Source organism: Variovorax paradoxus B4 (assembly GCF_000463015.1).
Lineage (GTDB): Bacteria > Pseudomonadota > Gammaproteobacteria > Burkholderiales > Burkholderiaceae_C > Variovorax > Variovorax paradoxus_E.
The window spans coordinates 3,662,188-3,676,677 of the sequence record NC_022247.1; the positions used below are offsets into that span (position 1 = coordinate 3,662,188).

At 68.6% G+C, this 14,490-nt stretch carries 13 protein-coding genes; 5 read left to right on the forward strand and 8 right to left on the reverse strand.

Features of this window, described 5'->3' with window-relative positions; translation table 11 throughout:
• Positions 1-6 precede the first annotated feature (6 nt).
• The 6 genes from VAPA_RS17090 to VAPA_RS17115 all read right to left on the reverse strand — a co-directional run bounded on the left by VAPA_RS17090 (position 7) and on the right by VAPA_RS17115 (position 7,023).
• On the reverse strand, positions 7-969 hold the full coding sequence (locus VAPA_RS17090) for an NAD(P)H-dependent flavin oxidoreductase (RefSeq protein ID WP_021008019.1): 963 nt from the start codon (positions 967-969) through the stop codon (positions 7-9).
• Positions 970-1,048: 79 nt separating this feature from the next.
• The gene (locus tag VAPA_RS17095; protein ID WP_021008020.1) at positions 1,049-2,839 is read right to left on the reverse strand and encodes an acyl-CoA dehydrogenase; all 1,791 of its coding nucleotides are present in this window, start codon (positions 2,837-2,839) and stop codon (positions 1,049-1,051) included.
• 74 nt (positions 2,840-2,913) lie between these two features.
• A complete protein-coding gene (locus tag VAPA_RS17100) occupies positions 2,914-3,846 on the reverse strand; it encodes an electron transfer flavoprotein subunit alpha/FixB family protein (RefSeq protein ID WP_021008021.1) in 933 nt (310 codons plus the stop codon).
• A 13-nt stretch (positions 3,847-3,859) separates the two neighbouring features.
• Complete coding sequence (locus VAPA_RS17105; RefSeq protein ID WP_021008022.1) at positions 3,860-4,609, reverse strand: electron transfer flavoprotein subunit beta/FixA family protein; 750 nt, start codon at positions 4,607-4,609, stop codon at positions 3,860-3,862.
• Between the two features lie 138 nt (positions 4,610-4,747).
• On the reverse strand, positions 4,748-6,028 hold the full coding sequence (locus tag VAPA_RS17110; RefSeq protein WP_041946145.1) for a mechanosensitive ion channel family protein: 1,281 nt from the start codon (positions 6,026-6,028) through the stop codon (positions 4,748-4,750).
• Positions 6,029-6,069: 41 nt separating this feature from the next.
• Entirely contained in the window at positions 6,070-7,023 is a 954-nt protein-coding gene (locus VAPA_RS17115; protein WP_021008024.1) for a histone deacetylase family protein, read from the reverse strand.
• Between the two features lie 86 nt (positions 7,024-7,109).
• On the opposite strand from VAPA_RS17115, the gene VAPA_RS17120 reads away from it, so the two are divergent.
• The 5 genes from VAPA_RS17120 to VAPA_RS17140 are packed head-to-tail and all read left to right on the forward strand — an operon-like array spanning position 7,110 to position 12,868.
• Entirely contained in the window at positions 7,110-8,030 is a 921-nt protein-coding gene (locus tag VAPA_RS17120; protein WP_012748474.1) for an AAA family ATPase, read from the forward strand.
• Positions 8,031-8,057: 27 nt separating this feature from the next.
• Positions 8,058-9,029: a DUF58 domain-containing protein gene (locus VAPA_RS17125; RefSeq protein WP_021008025.1), complete on the forward strand. Its 972-nt coding sequence runs from the start codon at positions 8,058-8,060 to the stop codon at positions 9,027-9,029.
• A 43-nt stretch (positions 9,030-9,072) separates the two neighbouring features.
• Positions 9,073-11,094, forward strand: a complete 2,022-nt coding sequence (locus tag VAPA_RS17130; RefSeq protein WP_021008026.1) for a transglutaminase TgpA family protein — start codon at positions 9,073-9,075, stop codon at positions 11,092-11,094.
• Positions 11,095-11,146: 52 nt separating this feature from the next.
• Positions 11,147-12,238, forward strand: coding sequence for a lytic murein transglycosylase B (gene mltB / locus VAPA_RS17135; RefSeq protein WP_021008027.1), 1,092 nt, complete (start codon positions 11,147-11,149; stop codon positions 12,236-12,238).
• Positions 12,239-12,241: 3 nt separating this feature from the next.
• Positions 12,242-12,868: an HD domain-containing protein gene (locus VAPA_RS17140; protein ID WP_021008028.1), complete on the forward strand. Its 627-nt coding sequence runs from the start codon at positions 12,242-12,244 to the stop codon at positions 12,866-12,868.
• A gap of 31 nt (positions 12,869-12,899) precedes the next feature.
• On the opposite strand, the gene VAPA_RS17145 is transcribed toward VAPA_RS17140, so the two are convergent.
• Both VAPA_RS17145 and VAPA_RS17150 read right to left on the reverse strand, forming a co-directional pair.
• Positions 12,900-13,412, reverse strand: coding sequence for a hypothetical protein (locus tag VAPA_RS17145; protein WP_021008029.1), 513 nt, complete (start codon positions 13,410-13,412; stop codon positions 12,900-12,902).
• Positions 13,409-14,488 (reverse strand): beta-ketoacyl synthase N-terminal-like domain-containing protein, encoded by a 1,080-nt coding sequence (locus VAPA_RS17150; RefSeq protein WP_021008030.1) that lies wholly within the window; start codon positions 14,486-14,488, stop codon positions 13,409-13,411. Before VAPA_RS17150 ends, VAPA_RS17145 begins: the two co-directional genes overlap by 4 nt.
• Between the last annotated feature and the right edge of the window lie 2 nt (positions 14,489-14,490).

Here is a 14,490-nt window from a genome sequence, read left to right on the forward strand (position 1 = left end):
TGCCGTTCAAAGTGCGAGCCGCTGCCTTGCTTCCTGGTACTCGCGCTTGAGCTTTTCGATGAACGCGGCCGCGCTGGCCACTTCGGTGACGGCGCCGATGCCCTGGCCCGAGCCCCAGATGTCTTTCCAGGCCTTGGCCTTGCTGCCCTCGCCGCCGCCGAAGTTCATGGTCTTGACGTCGCCTTCGGGCAGGTTGGCCGGGTCCATGCCGGCCTTGACGATGCTGGGCGCGAGATAGTTGCCGTGCACGCCGGTGAAGAGGCTCGAATAGACGATGTCGTCGGAGGTGCCGTCGACGATGGCCTGCTTGTAGTCTTCGCTGGCGCGCGCTTCCTCGGTGGCGATGAAGGCGGTGCCGATGTAGGCGAAGTCGGCACCCATGGCCTGCGCCGCGAGCACCGCGCCGCCGGTGGCGATGGAGCCCGACAGCGCGATGGGGCCGTCGAACCACTGGCGGATTTCCTGCACCAGCGCGAACGGGCTCTTCACGCCCGCATGGCCGCCGGCGCCGGCCGCCACGGCAATGATGCCGTCGGCGCCCTTCTCGATCGCCTTCTGCGCGAACTTGTTGTTGATGATGTCGTGCAGCGTGACGCCGCCGTAGCTGTGCACCGCGTCGTTCACGTCGGTGCGCGCGCCCAACGAGGTGATGACGATCGGCACCTTGTACTTCACGACCATCTCCATGTCGTGCTCGAGCCGGTCGTTGCTCTTGTGCACGATCTGGTTGATGGCGAACGGCGCGGCGGGCTTGTCCGGATTGGCCTTGTTGTAGGCAGCGAGCTCCTCGGTGATCTCGGCCAGCCAGTCTTCGAGCTGCGCCGCGGGGCGCGCGTTGAGCGCCGGCATCGAGCCGACCACACCCGCCTTGCATTGCGCAATCACGAGCTTGGGGTTGCTGATGATGAACAGCGGCGAGCCGATGATCGGCAGCGGCAGGTTCGCGAGGACGGGGGGCAGCTTGGACATGTCGTCTCCGGAGATGGGTTCGGTTTTATAAGAGAGGAAGGCCCCTGTCGCCGGTCAGGTGGGCGACACGGGCGTTGACTCAGAACGCGTCGAGCGCCAGGGACGTGACGCTCTCGGCACCGTCGACGATGCTGTCGCGGATGCCCGGCACCTTGTTCAGGATGTGCTCGGCGTAGAAGCGCGCGGTCGCGATCTTGGCGAGCATGAAGTCGGTGTCGAAGCTGCGCGAGGCGAGGTCCTCGGCAATGATCAGCGAGCGTGCGAGCTGCCAGCCGGCCACGAGGTTGCCCGCGAGCATCAGGTAGGGCACGCTGCCCGCGAATACGGCGTTGGGCGAGGCCTTGGTCTGGCCTGCGACGAAATCGACCACGTCGACGAACGCCAGGCGGGCAGCCTTCAGGCGCTTGAGCACGGCGGCGGCAGCGGGGCTGTCGCTCTTGGCAAGCTCGGCTTCGGTCTTCTCGATCTGCGCGGCAATCGCCTTGGCGGTCTGGCCGCCGTCGCGCGCGGTCTTGCGGCCCACGAGATCGTTGGCCTGGATGGCGGTGGTGCCTTCGTAGATCGTGAGGATCTTGGCGTCGCGGTAGTACTGCGCCGCGCCGGTCTCTTCGATGAAGCCCATGCCGCCGTGCACCTGCACGCCCAGCGAAGTCACTTCCAGGCTCATCTCGGTGCTGTAGCCCTTGACCAGCGGCACCATGAATTCGTAGAAGGCCTGGTTCTGCTTGCGCGCCTCGGCATCGGGGTGGTGGTGCGCGGCGTCGTACGCGGCGGCGGCCACCGAAGCCATCGCGCGGCAGCCTTCGGTGTAGGCGCGCATCGTCATCAGCATGCGCTTGACGTCGGGGTGGTGAATGATGGGCGCGCTCGCGTTGATCGAACCGTCGACCGGGCGGCTCTGCACGCGGTCTTTCGCGTAGGCCACGGCATGTTGATAAGCGCGCTCGGCGATCGCGATGCCCTGCATGCCCACGGCGTAGCGGGCCGAGTTCATCATGATGAACATGTACTCCAGGCCGCGGTTCTCCTGGCCAACGAGATACCCGACGGCACCGCCGTTGTCGCCGTACTGCAGCACCGCAGTGGGCGAGGCCTTGATGCCCAACTTGTGCTCGATGCTCACGCAGTGCACGTCGTTGCGTTCGCTCAAGCGACCGTCCTTGCCGACGATGAACTTGGGCACCACGAACAGGCTGATGCCCTTCACGCCTTCGGGCGCGCCGGTCACGCGGGCCAGCACGAGGTGCACGATGTTCTCGGCCATGTCGTGCTCACCGTAGGTGATGAAGATCTTGGTGCCGAACACCTTGTAAGTGCCGTCGGGCTGCGCCTCGGCGCGGCTGCGCACCATGGCGAGGTCGCTGCCGGCCTGCGGTTCGGTGAGGTTCATGGTGCCGGTCCACTGGCCGCTCACCAGCTTCTCGAGATACACCGCCTTGAGCTCGTCGGAGCCGGCCGTGAGCAGCGCCTCGATGGCGCCGTCACTCAGGAGCGGGCACAGCGCGAAGCTCATGTTGGCCGAATTGAGCATCTCGCCGCAGGCCGCGCCGATGGTCTTGGGCAGGCCCTGCCCGCCGAAGTCCGCCGGATGCTGCAGGCCCTGCCAGCCGCCCGACACGTACTGCGCAAAGGCTTCCTTGAAGCCCGGCGTGGTCGTGACGGCGCCGTCCTTGAAGGACGACGGGTTGCGGTCGCCCGCCACGTTCAGCGGCGCCACCACGTCCTGGTTGAAGCGCGCGCATTCCTCGAGCACGGCCTGCGCGGTTTCGAGGCCGGCGTCCTCGAAGCCGGGCAGCTTGGCGATCTCGCCGATGTTGGCCAGGTGTTCGATATCGAACAGCATGTCCTTGAGGGGGGCGGTGTAGCTCATGTCATGTCTCCAGATACAGCGGATACGAAAAGGGCATCGCGAACGATGCCCTCCGGCTCAGTGCGGCGTTGCGATCAGAGCGCCTTGACGAGTTCCGGCACGGCCGTGAACAGGTCGGCCACGAGGCCATAGTCGGCCACGCTGAAGATCGGCGCCTCTTCGTCCTTGTTGATCGCCACGATCACCTTGGAGTCCTTCATGCCGGCCAGATGCTGGATCGCCCCCGAGATGCCGCAGGCGATGTACAGCTGCGGCGCCACGATCTTGCCGGTCTGGCCCACCTGCCAGTCGTTCGGCGCGTAGCCCGCATCCACCGCGGCGCGGCTGGCACCCAGGCCCGCGTTGAGCTTGTCGGCCAGAGGGGCCATCACTTCGGTGAACTTCTCCGCGCTGCCCAGCGCCCGGCCACCCGAGACGATGATCTTGGCGGCCGTCAGTTCCGGGCGTTCGCTCTTGGTGACTTCGCGGCCCACGAAACTCGACTTGCCGCTGTCGGCCACGCCTTCGGCGGTTTCGACCGAGGCGCTGCCGCCGGTGGCGGCTGCCGCGTCGAAGCCGGTCGTGCGCACGGTGATCACCTTGATCGCGTCGCTGCTCTGTACCGTGGCGATGGCGTTGCCGGCATAGATCGGGCGCTCGAAGGTGTCCGGGCTGTCGACCTTGGTGATGTCGCTGATCTGGGCCACGTCCAGCTTGGCGGCCACGCGCGGGGCGACGTTCTTGCCGTTGGCGGTCGAGGGGAACAGGATGTGGCTGTAGTTGCCGGCAATGGCCAACACCTGGGCGGCGACGTTCTCGGCCAGGTTCTCCGCCAGGCTGGGGCTGTCGGCCACGATGACCTTGGCCACGCCCGCGATCTGCGCGGCGGCCTTGCCGGCTTCGGCGGCGTTGGCACCGGCCACGAGCACGTGGACGTCGCCGCCGCAGGCCAGCGCCGCGGTCACGGTGTTGAGGGTCGCGGGCTTGACGGTCGCGTGGTCGTGTTCGGCAATAACTAGTGCGGTCATGTCGTTGTCTTCCTCAGATCACTTTGGCTTCGTTCTTGAGCTTGTCCACCAGGGCGGCGACGTCGGGCACCTTGATGCCGGCGCCGCGCTTGGGCGGCTCGCTGACCTTGAGGGTCTTCAGGCGGGGCTTCACATCGACACCCAGGTCTTCGGGCTTGAAGACGTCGAGCGTCTTCTTCTTGGCTTTCATGATGTTGGGCAAGGTGACGTAGCGCGGCTCGTTCAGGCGCAGGTCGGTGGTGATGACCGCCGGCAGGCTGAGCGTGAGGGTTTCCAGGCCGCCGTCGACTTCGCGGGTCACGGTGGCCTTGCCGTCGGCCACTTCGACCTTGGAGGCGAAGGTGGCTTGCGGCAGGTCGGCCAGCGCGGCGAGCATCTGGCCGGTCTGGTTGGCGTCGTCGTCGATGGCCTGCTTGCCGAGGATGACGAGCTGGGGCTGTTCCTTGTCGACCAGGGCCTTCAGGAGCTTGGCCACGGCCAGGGGCTGCAGCTCTTCGGTGGTCTCGACCAGGATGCCGCGGTCGGCACCGATGGCCATGGCGGTGCGCAGGGTTTCCTGGCACTTGGCATCGCCGCAGGAGACGGCGATCACCTCGGTGACCACGCCCTTTTCCTTCAGGCGCACGGCTTCTTCCACCGCGATCTCGTCGAAGGGGTTCATGCTCATCTTGACGTTGGCAATGTCCACTCCGGTGCCGTCGCTCTTCACGCGCACCTTGACGTTGTAATCGACGACCCGTTTGACAGGCACTAGAACCTTCATTGACTTGACTCCATTGGGATTGCAAAAAGGGGGCTTCGAGGGCAGCCGGTCATTTTAGGGTCCGACCTTTGCCGCACCTGCGCTCATGGCGACTGGCACCGCGGGGCAACAAAAAAGAACGACCGTGCTTTTTCGTGATTATACGGCAGGGTCGCGGGTGGCGGAAACGCCCGGCGGCAGCGACTCCACCCGCAGCACGCGCTGCGGATACGGAATGTCCACGCCCGCGCTGCGCAGGCCCTCGAGAATGGCGATGTTGATGGCCGAGCGCAGGTTGTCCTTGCCCTTGTCGGGATCGGCGACCCAGAAGTTCAGGGTGAACTCCAGCCCGTCGGGCGCAAAGTTCATCAGGAAGGCCACGGGCGCCGGGTCGGTGATCACGCGAGCCTGGGCCTTGGCCGCCTCGCACAGGATGCCCTGCACCTGCGCCACGTCGCTGTCGTAGCCCACCACGATGGTGGTCGTGATGTTGAACTTGCGGTCCGCCATCGAGAGGTTCTCGACGCGGCTGGTGATGAGCGACTCGTTCGGCACGATGGCCTCGCGTCCGTTGCCCGCACGGATGAGCGTGTAGCGGGTCTTGATGTCGGTGATGCGGCCCTCGAAGGCGTCGACCTTGACGTTGTCGCCGATGCGGATGGAGCGCTCCAGCAGGATCACGAAGCCACTCACGTAGTTGGCCGCCAGCTTCTGCAGGCCGAAGCCCAGGCCCACGCCGAGCGCACCGCCCAGCACCGAGAGCGCCGTGAGGTCGACCCCCACCGCCGACAGCGCGAACAGCAGGCCGACCAGCAGCAGGAAGGCGCGCACCGCATTCGACGCCACCTTGCGCATCGAAAGATCGCTCACGGCCTCGCGCAGGATGCGCTTCTCGATGGTGGCGGCAATCCACAGCGCGATCACCAGCACCAACCCGGCCGACAGCACGCCCTGGACGATGGTCTGCAGGCTGACGCGCGTCTTGCCGAAAGCCAGCGTGATGTTGTCGAGTTCGGCCAGCACCGGCGGCAGCAGCCCGACGATCCAGAGGATGGCGGCAATCCAGGCCAGCCACGAAATCGTGCGCTCCAGCAGCCGGACCAGGTTGGAGGCGGGAAACACCGCCCGCATCACGCGCGCGAACAGGCGGATGACCGCCAGCGACAGGAACACCGACACCCCGATGCGCAGCACCAGCACGGGCTGGAAGTCGCTCACCAGCCGCCGGGCCAGCTCGGTGAAGACCAGCGCCAGCAGCGGGAACAGGAGCCCGTCGAAGATGCGCTCGCCGAACCAGATGGAATCCTTCGGCTGGTCGCGCCCGAACCAGCGGGTGACCACCCAGGCCAGGGCCACGCAGCCCACCAGCGCGGCCAGTTCGATGCCCAGGCCGCGCGCGTCGACCTGACCCAGGCGTTGTGTGAAATCGTTGAAATTCATCTCTTGGGAAAACATGGCGCGATGTTCGCGCCTGCGGCTCTCTACAGATCGGCAAGGACACGGATATGGGCTTCGACGCTGCGCGCGAGGGCGTCCAGGTTGTAGCCCCCTTCGAGCATCGAGACGATGCGTCCGCGCGCATGGCGCCTGGCGATGTCCCGGATGCGGCTCGTGATCCAGGCGAAATCGTTCTCGGTGAGGCCGAGCTGGCCCAGGTCGTCCTCGCGGTGGGCGTCGAAGCCCGCGCTCACGAAGACCATCTCGGGTGCAAATTCCTCGAGCCGGGGCATCCAGGCGGCTTCGATCAGCTCGCGCACGTCCATGCCCCTGGTGTAGGCCGGGATCGGCAGGTTCAGCATGTTCGAGGCCGGATGCTCGGTGCCGCTGTACGGATAGAACGGATGCTGGAAGAAGCCCACCATCAGCACGCGCGGATCGTTCGACAGGATGTTCTCGGTGCCGTTGCCGTGGTGCACGTCGAAGTCGACGATGGCCACGCGGTCCAGTCCGTGCACCTCGAGCGCATGCCGCGCCGCAATGGCCACGTTGTTGAGAAAGCAGAAGCCCATGGCCTGCTCGCGGCAGGCGTGGTGCCCGGGCGGGCGCACCGAGCAGAACGCGTTCTCGATCTCGCCCGCCATGACCGCATCGGTGGCGGCAATCGCGGCGCCGGCGGCGCGGCGCGCGGCCAGCAGCGTGAAGCGCGTCAGGACGGTGTCGGGGTCGAGCTGCGCATGGGTGGGCCCGCCGGCCGGCTCGTCGGCCACCAGGCGCTGGTGAAGCTCTTCGAGGTATTCGAGGTGAGCCTCGCTGTGCGCGCGCGTGATCTGGGAAAGGGTGGCCAGCGGCACATCCCGGTGCTCCAGGGCATCGCCCACGCCGGTGAGCAGCAGCCTGTCTTCGATGGCATCGAGCCGCTCGGGGCATTCGGGGTGGCCCCGGCCCATGTCATGCTTCCAGCAGTCGCGATGTGTGAAGTAGCCGGTCTTGCCCATGTCTTTGCCGTGTCTCTGTCGTATCTAGACCTCACACGGCATGGGGCCGCGCAGTCTTACGGTATCGTTTGCATATGGATACAAATATGGACGTTGCTGCGAAGCTTGCCACTTTGCTGAGTCAGCTTAACACGGTGATCGTGGGCAAGGAGCCCCAGGTGCGCGACTGCGTGGCCTGCCTGCTCGCGGGCGGGCACCTGCTGATCGAGGATGTGCCGGGGGTCGGCAAGACCACCCTCGCCCATGCGCTGTCGCACACCTTCGGCCTGCAGTTCTCGCGCGTGCAGTTCACCGCCGACCTGATGCCGGGCGACCTGTCGGGCGTGGCCATCTACGACCGGGGCCAGCAGGCCTTCGTCTTCCACCCCGGGCCGATCTTCGCGCAGGTGCTGCTGGCGGACGAAATCAACCGCGCCAGCCCCAAGACGCAGAGCGCGCTGCTCGAGGCCATGGAAGAGAAGCAGGTCACCATCGAAGGCGAGACGCGGCCGCTGCCCACGCCCTTCTTCGTGATTGCCACGCAGAACCCGCAGGACCAGCTCGGCACCTTCGCCTTGCCCGAGTCGCAGCTCGACCGCTTCCTCATGCGCATCTCGCTGGGCTACCCCGACCGCGCCGCCGAACGCGAGCTGCTCTCGGGCGCCGACCGCCGCGAGATGCTGGCCACCCTGCCCGCGCTCTTGACTGCCGGCGAACTCACGGCGCTGCAGCAGCGTGTGCAGCAGGTGCATGCGGCCGAGCCGCTTCTGAACTACGTGCAGGACCTGATCGCGGCCACCCGCTCCGGCCGCTGGTTCCTGCAGGGCCTCTCGCCGCGCGCCGGCATTGCCGTGCTGCGCGCCGCCAAGGCGCAGGCGCTGCTGGCCAACCGAAACTACGTTGCGCCCGACGACGTGCAATCGATTCTTCCGCAGACCATTGCGCACCGCCTCACCCCGGTGGGCGACGCGGGCCGGGGCGCGGTGGAGCAGGTGCGCGCGATGATCGCGGACGTGCCGCTGCCGTAAGAAAATGAACCGTCCCGTTCGCCACCGATGATCGCGTCGCTACGCTCGCGTATCGACGGCTGGTTCCTATCGCGCCGGCCGCCTTCGGACACGCTGGAGCTCACGCAGCGCAACGTCTACATCGTGCCCACGCGCGCCGGCTGGACGCTGGGCGCCACGCTGCTGGTGCTGCTGATCGCGTCGATCAACTACCAGCTCAACCTCGGCTACCTGCTGACCTTCCTGCTCGCGGGCAGCGTGGCCGTGGGCATGCACGTGTGCCATGCCACGCTGCGCGGCCTGGCCATGCACATGATGCCGCCCGAGGCCCACTATGCGGGCGCCGCCGCGGTCTTTCGCGTCGTGCTGCACAACACGCGGCGCAGCGTGCGCTACGGCATCGGCATGGCCGTGCGCGGCAGCGGCCAGTGGGCCTGGACCGACGTTCCGGCGGAAGGCAGCGCCACGGTCGAGATCGCATTCAAGCCCGAGCGGCGCGGACTCCATCCGGTGCCCCCGCTCACCGCCGAAACCCGCTTTCCGCTCGGCACATTCCGCGTCTGGACGGTGTGGCGGCCGGCCGCGAAGATGCTGGTCTATCCAACGCCCGAGGCGCATCCGCCGCCGCTGCCGCCGGGCGAGCCGCTGTCGGGGCCGGCCGCCACGTCGGCCGCGCTGCGCGCCCAGGCCGCCGGCGAGTACGACGGCCTCAGGGCCTACCGGCGCGGCGACCCGCTCAAGCTCGTGGTCTGGAAGAAGGCGGCCCGGGCGCAAGCCACCGGGTCGGAAGACCTGGTGAGCCGCGATACGCAGCAGACGCAGCGCGAAGAGCTGTGGCTCGACGCGCAGGCCACCCACCTGGCCGACACCGAGGCCCGGGTGTCGCGGCTCTGCGCCTGGGTGCTGATGGCGGACCGGCTGGGCGTGGACTACGGCATCCGCGTGGCCGCGCGCGTGGTGCAGCCGTCGCAGGGAGAAGCCCACCGAAGAGCTTGCCTGGAGGCGCTGGCGCTATGCTGAACCTGAACGCCGTTCGTTCTTCTTCAGGCCGGGAGCAGCGCGCATGAACAAGTTCATGCGCGAAATCTCGGCGCTGCCAAGGGACGCCAGGGACACCCTGTTCCTGCTGGCAGTCATCGCGCTCATCGTCCTGCCGCAGGTCGGGAACCTGCCCTGGTGGTGCACCGCCATCACGGCGATGGTGCTGGTGTGGCGCAGCACGCTCGCCATGGAGGCCCGCCCGCTTCCGGGCAAGTGGGCGCGCGTGGGCCTGCTGGCGCTGACGCTGGCCGCCACCTTCGCCACCCATCGCACCCTGCTGGGGCGCGACGCCGGGGTGACGCTGATCGTGATCCTGCTGGCCTTGAAGACGCTGGAGCTGCGCGCGCGCCGGGACGCCTTCGTCATCTTCTTCCTGGGCTTCTTCGCGATGCTCACGAACTTCTTCTACTCGCAGTCGCTGATGACCGCGGTCACCATGCTGCTTGCGCTGCTGGGCCTGCTCACCGCGCTGGTCAATGCGCACATGCCGGTGGGCAAGCCGCCGTTGATGCAGGCGGCGCGCACCGCCAGCTGGATGGCCCTGGCGGGCGCGCCGATCATGCTCGCGCTGTTCCTGCTGTTCCCGCGCTTCGCGCCGCTGTGGGGCACGCCCGGCGACGCGATGGCCGGGCGCACGGGCCTGTCGAACACCATGCGCGTGGGCGCCATCGCCGAACTGGCGCTCGACGACAGCATCGCGGCACGCATCAAGTTCGAGGACAACCGCGCGCCGCCCCAAAGCCAGCTGTACTTCCGCGGCCCGGTGCTCGCGCAGTTCGACGGGCGCGAGTGGACGGCGCTGCCATCCTGGGCGCGCGGCGCGCCAGCCTCGGGCAACCTGCGCACCAGCGGCCAGCCAGTTCGCTACGAGGTCACGCTCGAGCCCAACCATCGCCCCTGGCTGCTCACGCTCGATGTGGCGCCAGGCGCACCGCAGGCGCCCGGCCTCGAGGTCACGGGCACCCCCGACCTGCAATGGCTCGCGAACCGCCCCATCTCCGACCTCGTGCGCTACCGCGCCGAGAGCTACACGCAGTTCCACAGCGGACCCGTGCGGCAGACGGCCGCGCTGCGGCCCTATCTCGCCCTGCCGCCCGGATCGAACCCGCGCACCGCTGCGCTCGCCGCGGAAATGCGCGCCCAGCCCGCCCTGGCCAACGCCGGCACGCAGGCCTTCATCCGCGCCGCACTGCAGCGGCTGCGCACCGGCGGCTACACCTATACGCTGGAGCCCGGCTTCTACGGCAACGACACGGCCGACGAGTTCTGGTTCGACCGCAAGGAAGGCTTCTGCGAGCACATCGCCTCGGCCTTCGTGGTGCTGATGCGCGGGGCGGGCATTCCGGCGCGCATCGTGACCGGCTACCAAGGCGGCGAACTCAATGGCGTCGACAACTACTGGGTGCTGCGCCAGAGCGATGCGCACGCCTGGGCCGAGGTCTGGGAGGAAGGCGTGGGCTGGTTGCGCGTCGATCCCACGGGCGCGGTGTCGCCGGGCCGGGTCGGCCAGTTGCAGCGGCTCGTGCCGCAGCCGGGCCTGTTCGCCGGCGCCATCGGCGCGATGAGCCCCACGCTGGCGCAGAACCTGCGCGCCGCGTGGGAAGCGGTGAACAACGGCTGGAACCAGTGGGTGCTCAACTACACGCAGAGCCGCCAGCTCAACCTGCTCAAGAGCATCGGCTTCGAAGCGCCCAGCCTCGAGGACCTGGCCTATGTGCTGCTCTACCTGCTGGTGGGTGCGAGCCTTGCCGGCGCGGCATGGGCCTTGTGGGAGCGCAGCCAGCACGACCCGTGGCTGCGCCTGCTCGGCCAGGCACGCGCGCGCCTCGCCAAGGCCGGCCTCAAGGTGCCCGACACGGCGCCGCCGCGCCAGATGGCCGCGCAGGCCGAGGCGCACTTCGGCCCCGCGGCGCAGGCGGTGCGCGAATGGCTGCTGAAGCTGGAGGCCCAGCGCTACGCCGAGGCCTCCCCGGCTTCGCTTGCGGCCCTGCGGGCCGAGTTCCGGCGCCTGAACTGGCCCGCTGCGCCGAATCCCGGGCGCTGAAACCGCATGTGTCCCGCGGAGGCGGGCTCGCGCGGACGGCACAATCGCCTCCATGCGATTTTTTCTTTCCGTGCCACGCCGCACCGCCGCAGCAGCCCTCTTCGCCGCCTGCTGCGCAGGGTCCATGGCCGCGCAGGCCCAGAAAGCCCCCAGCGCCCGCATCGTGAAAACCGTGGCGGGCAGCACGCCCTACGCCAGGCGCGACGACGCCATGCGCTTTGCCGAAGAAGTGGCCGAGCGCCGCGGCCTCGACCGCAACTGGGTGCGCGCCACCATCGGCAGCGCGCGCTTCCTGCCGAACGTGCCGCGCCTGATGTTGCCGGGCCCGGCCGGCACGGTGAAGAACTGGCAGGCCTATCGCAGCCGCTTCATCGACGCGACGCGCATTGCCGCCGGCGTGCGCTTCTGGCGCAACAACGCCGACACGCTCGCGCGCGCGGAGGCGACGTACGGCGTGCCGGCCGAGATCATCGTGGGCATCGTCGGCGTGGAAACCATCTACGGCCGCAACATGGGCAACTTCCGCGTGATCGATGCACTGGCCACGCTGTCGTTCGACTTCCCGCAGGCTCATCCGCGCGCGGCCGAGCGCGAAGCCTTCTTCCGCGGCGAGCTCGAGAGCTTCCTGAGCACCGAAAGCCGCACTTCAGACAACCCGCTGCTGCCCGTGGGCAGCTACGCGGGCGCCATGGGCATGCCGCAGTTCATGCCCAGCAGCATCGCCAAGTACGCGGTCGACTTCGACGGCGACAGCCGCATCGACCTGGTCGACAACCCCGCCGACGTGATCGGCTCGGTGGCCAACTACTTCAAGGCCTTTGGCTGGACGCCCGGCGTGCCCGCGATCTACCCGGTGCATTTCGAGGAGGCCCGCCTCCAGAAGGCGCTGCTGCTGGCGCCCGACATCCTGCCGAGCTTCAGCGCCGACAGCTTCGTGGCGGCCGGCGCCGTTCCCGAAGGCGATGGCCTGCGCCACAAGGGCCTTCTCGCGCTGGTCGAGCTGCAGAACGGCGCCGACGCGCCGCCGACCTATGTGGCCGGCACGCGCAACTTCTACGTGATCACGCGCTACAACTGGAGCAGCTACTACGCGATGTCGGTGCTCGACCTTGGCCAGGAGGTCAAGGCCGCCATGGAGCAATAGCCGATGGCGCCCCAGGCACTGCGGGACAACTGGAACGCCGCCTGGCACGCGCTGGGCGCGGCCCGCGCCGACGAGGTGCTGTGCGTCGAGCTCCAGCGCCGCTACGACGAGCCGCAGCGCCACTATCACACCCTGCAGCACCTCGGCGAATGCCTGGCCTGGTTCGAGCACGAGAAAGAGCTGGCCGAGCGCCCCGGTGAAGTGGCGCTCGCGCTGTGGTTCCACGACGCGGTCTACGACGTGCATGCGCACGACAACGAGGCACGCAGCGCCGAATGGGCGCGCGGCGCCATCCTTTCGGCCGGTGTACCGGCAGATGCGGCCGAACGCGTGCATGCCCTCGTGATGGCCACGCGGCACGATGCCGTGCCCGAAGGCCGCGACGCCAAACTGCTGATCGACATCGACCTGTCGATCCTCGGCGCGGACTCCGCGCGCTTCGACGAATACGAACGGCAGGTGCATGCCGAATATGCGTTCGTGCCCACCGAAGTGCGCCTGCCGCGCCGCCGCGCGATCCTGCAGCGCTTCCTCGCGCGGGAGGCGATCTACGCCACGCCGCGAATGCACGCGCTGCTGGAGGCACGGGCTCGCGCCAACCTGGCCCGGTCGATCGCGGCAATGGCCTGACCTCGCTGCCTGCGGTTGGCCTTGCGATGTTTCAGGCCGGCACCAGCCGCCACCATTCGGAGCGCGGCTTCTCGCCATTGCGCTCCTCTTCCACCACGCCGACCAGCAGTCCGGCGCTTCCGGCGCTTCCGGCGCCCAGCTTCGAGAGCTGCAGCAGCTGCTGCGGATCGCGGCACAGCGCAAAGCTCGCGTCGCCCTGCCATTCGAGGCAGCGGCCGACCTCCGCCAGCATCAGCGCCGGCTGGCCCTGCATGAAGGTGAATGGCATCAGCATGCCCGCGTCGAGCTGCGCCAGGCCCGCATGCGTTGCTCCCCAGGCGCCGCGCAGGCTCGATACGCGCAGCCGGGCCCCCGCGGGCAAGGCCGCCTCGCCCGCGGCATCGAGGCACTGCCGGGCCCCGAACATCGCAAGCTCGGTCCAGAGGCCGACGCGCCGCGGCCGCCGGCCGAGGCGGTGCGCGAGCTGGTCGCGCCAATCCGCAGGCAGCGGATCGACCGCGAAGTGGGCGACGGTGCGCCATGCGTGGGCGGACCCGGCGTTCATCGGCCATCCTCCAGCACCAGCGAGGCGTGCCCGCCGCCGAACCCGACCACGTTGAGCAGGATGTTGCGCAGCCCGGAAGGCGCCTGCGCGCTCAGGGCAATGCCGAGTTCATCGTCGATGGCATAGCCCGCCGACGGCCACACGCCAGCTTCGATGCAGCCAACGAGCAAGGCCAGCTCGGCGGCACCCGCGGCGCCCAGCGTGTGGCCGATGGCCGACTTGAGCGACACCAGCGGCGGCAACGGATCGAAGACCTGCTTCAATGCCAGCGCCTCGATCGCATCGTTGATCGGGCTGCCCGCGGCCTGCACCTTGATCAGGTCGATGTCCTGCGGCCGCAGCCCGCTCTGCGCCAAGGCCTCGCGGCACATGGCGAGCACCGCACTGGCTTCGGTGCCCGAGGGGTTGCGCCCGTCGACCACGTTGGCCCCGCCCGCGATGCGCCAGCGCGCCGCGCGCGAGCCGAGGCGCAATGCGGCCACCGCCTCGCCGAGCACCAGCCCGTTGCGCCCGGCGCCGAAGGGTTGCGCGCCGTCGGGCGAGAGCAGCTGCATGGCGCCGAAGCCGGCCACCGTGAAGCGGTTGCCCAACTCGGCGCCGATCACCAGCGCCTCGTCGGCCTGCCCGCTTCGGATGAGATCGCAGGCCGCAAGCACCGCGTTGAGCGCCGAGGTGCAGGCCGTGGAGATGGTGAAGACCGGCCCCTGCCAGTCGAGTGCACCGGCCACGAGGCCGGCAAAGTCCTGCAGGTCGCCGCCAAGCCGCAGATCCTGCGCCGTGTGTTCCATGACGCCGATGTCCAGCGAGGACGATGCGACGAAGAGCGGGCCGGAACGCCCTGCCCCTGTCCCTTCGTCCGCCTGCGCAGCCACGCCGCGCACGACGCGCTCCAGGCGCTGCCTCCAATTGCCCTCCTGCGGTGGCAGCATGTGGACGGGCCACTGCACGCCTTCCGAAACGGCGAGCGGCGTGGGCCGAACGCCGCCGCGCGCCAGGGCGGCCACGGAGGAAGGAAGATCATTGCCCAGCGTGCAAGCCAGGCCCATGCCGGCAAGATAAACGCCCTCGCCGCTCACAG

Coding starts and splice junctions, on each gene's coding strand:
- VAPA_RS17140 (WP_021008028.1), top strand. CDS start 12,242: ATGGCGCCCCAGGCACTGCGGGACAACTGGAACGCCGCCTGGCACGCG.
- VAPA_RS17115 (WP_021008024.1), bottom strand. CDS start 7,023: ATGGGCAAGACCGGCTACTTCACACATCGCGACTGCTGGAAGCATGAC.
- VAPA_RS17120 (WP_012748474.1), top strand. CDS start 7,110: ATGGACGTTGCTGCGAAGCTTGCCACTTTGCTGAGTCAGCTTAACACG.
- VAPA_RS17110 (WP_041946145.1), bottom strand. CDS start 6,028: ATGAATTTCAACGATTTCACACAACGCCTGGGTCAGGTCGACGCGCGC.
- VAPA_RS17105 (WP_021008022.1), bottom strand. CDS start 4,609: ATGAAGGTTCTAGTGCCTGTCAAACGGGTCGTCGATTACAACGTCAAG.
- VAPA_RS17130 (WP_021008026.1), top strand. CDS start 9,073: ATGAACAAGTTCATGCGCGAAATCTCGGCGCTGCCAAGGGACGCCAGG.
- VAPA_RS17090 (WP_021008019.1), bottom strand. CDS start 969: ATGTCCAAGCTGCCCCCCGTCCTCGCGAACCTGCCGCTGCCGATCATC.
- mltB (WP_021008027.1), top strand. CDS start 11,147: ATGCGATTTTTTCTTTCCGTGCCACGCCGCACCGCCGCAGCAGCCCTC.
- VAPA_RS17145 (WP_021008029.1), bottom strand. CDS start 13,412: ATGAACGCCGGGTCCGCCCACGCATGGCGCACCGTCGCCCACTTCGCG.
- VAPA_RS17100 (WP_021008021.1), bottom strand. CDS start 3,846: ATGACCGCACTAGTTATTGCCGAACACGACCACGCGACCGTCAAGCCC.
- VAPA_RS17125 (WP_021008025.1), top strand. CDS start 8,058: ATGATCGCGTCGCTACGCTCGCGTATCGACGGCTGGTTCCTATCGCGC.
- VAPA_RS17095 (WP_021008020.1), bottom strand. CDS start 2,839: ATGAGCTACACCGCCCCCCTCAAGGACATGCTGTTCGATATCGAACAC.